Origin of the sequence: Mesorhizobium sp. M7A.F.Ca.CA.002.15.2.1 (genome assembly GCF_003998715.1) — a bacterium.
Lineage (GTDB): Bacteria > Pseudomonadota > Alphaproteobacteria > Rhizobiales > Rhizobiaceae > Mesorhizobium > Mesorhizobium ciceri.
Window position 1 is genome coordinate 1 of sequence record NZ_RZPI01000910.1, and the last position, 1,768, is coordinate 1,768.

Annotated in this window: 2 protein-coding genes; both read left to right on the plus strand. The window is 62.2% G+C overall.

Annotated features, from left to right (window positions below):
* The first annotated feature begins 33 nt into the window (after positions 1-33).
* On the plus strand, positions 34-1,218 hold the full coding sequence (locus tag ENZ74_RS31000; protein WP_063167648.1) for a cell wall hydrolase: 1,185 nt from the start codon (positions 34-36) through the stop codon (positions 1,216-1,218).
* Between the two features lie 254 nt (positions 1,219-1,472).
* On the plus strand, positions 1,473-1,768 hold a 296-nt coding region (locus ENZ74_RS31005; protein ID WP_127313267.1), incomplete at its 3' end, for an AtpZ/AtpI family protein.

The following is a 1,768-nucleotide window of genomic DNA, read 5'->3' on the forward strand; positions in this document are numbered from 1 at the left end:
AGTGGGGTCTGTAGCGTTCCTGGAGAGAGTTCCGTGCATCGACGTGTGTTGAAGCGGCTGGTTGCCGCCGCCGGTGAGAGAAAACGTGGCTTTCTGGGTCCGCTCGTCATCGGTTTCGGCATCTGGATCGGCTTTCCGACCGTCGCCGCCTATCAGGACATGACGAGCCTCGTTTCCGGCCTCGAAGCATCGAGCACGCGCTGGAATTCCTATGTCGAGAAATCCGTCGCCGGCTCGACCCACGCGGCCGAGATGCCCTTTGTCGATTCCGATGTCACCGGCTCCATTTCCGGATCGGGCGTCCACCTGGCCGGTGTCGGCAACGTGTCGTTTCGCGGCAAGGGCGGCAAGGTCAGCGCCACGCCCGATGAGGACCGCGTCGTGCGCGCCGAGAAGAAAGGGCGCATCGTCCAGATGTCTCCCGTCGCACCCCCGAAGAACTTCAACGCCGGCTCGATCTTCGAGCGCACCTCCTCCTTGCTGCGACCCAGCATGGACAGCGGCCTGAAAATGGCTTTCGCCAAGCCGCAGATCAAAGGCAAGGAAATCCAGATCGCCGCGGCATTCCATGCGCGCGAGGACAAGAAGCCGGATCCCGGCGTGCCGGCCATGCTGGCGGCGCTGGTCAACAACGACCATCCGGATGTGCTGGCCACCGCCTATGCGCAATCCGAGCCGGACTATGCCAAGGCATCGCCCTTCGAGGCCCTGCTTCAGGACGAGCAGCCCAATGAGGGCCGCTTCATTCCGCCGATGGCCAAGGGCGATCATTCGTGGATCCAGAACCCGCTGCCGGCGAGTGTCTTCTCCAAGAAGGAGCAGGCATGCCTTGCCAACGGAATCTATTTCGAGGCGAGGAGCGAATCCGTGCGCGGCCAAGCCGCTGTCGCTCAGGTCATCCTCAACCGCGTCCGCAATCCGACCTATCCGAATTCGATCTGCGGCGTCGTCTACCAGAACGACAGCTGGTTCAACCGTTGCCAGTTCTCCTTCGCCTGCGACGGCAGGAAGAAGCGCATCGATAGCCCAGCCGCCTACAAGACCGCCCAGGAGATCGCCATGGCCGTCACCGCCGGCAAGATCTTCATTCCGGAAGTCGGATCGTCGACCCACTACTATGCCCAATATGTCCACCCCGGCTGGGCGCGCACGATGCAGAAGATGACCAAGATCGGCCTGCATATCTTCTATCGGACCTATGGCGGCGGCTGGAGCTGAGTGCGGAGCAGCCGCTGATCCTTGATGTGGCGCGCAGCCGATCAAAGAGCCATTGCGCGGGGGATTCGCGCCATGCATCCTCGTCATCCTGGCGGGCACGATGTCGCACCTTCGTAATTCATTGATTTTATTGCCTAAAATACATGGCAATGAACTTCCGCCCGTGGCTTGACGGGCGCAAACCCTCTAACTATGTTGCCGGCGACTTTAGAAGCGGACGGACGGTGACGGTCTGACCGGGCAGGGGGGTTGCGATGGCCGACAAGAATGGGCCAGACGGAACCGGAGAAACCGGCCGCGGCAATCAGCATGAACCCGACATCCGCGACGACGATCTTGAGCGCCGCCGCCGTGACCTTGAAGCTTCGCTTGCGACAAGGCGGCCGGGCCGGCTCGAGGGGAAAGACGACGCGAAAGCGGGCAGTGTGGCCGGTTATGGTCAGGCGCTCAAACTCTCCAGCGAGTTTATCGCCGGGGTGGTGGTGGGTGCCGGCATCGGCTGGGTCATCGACCGTCTGGCGGGGACATCGCCATGGGGTCTGATCGTGTT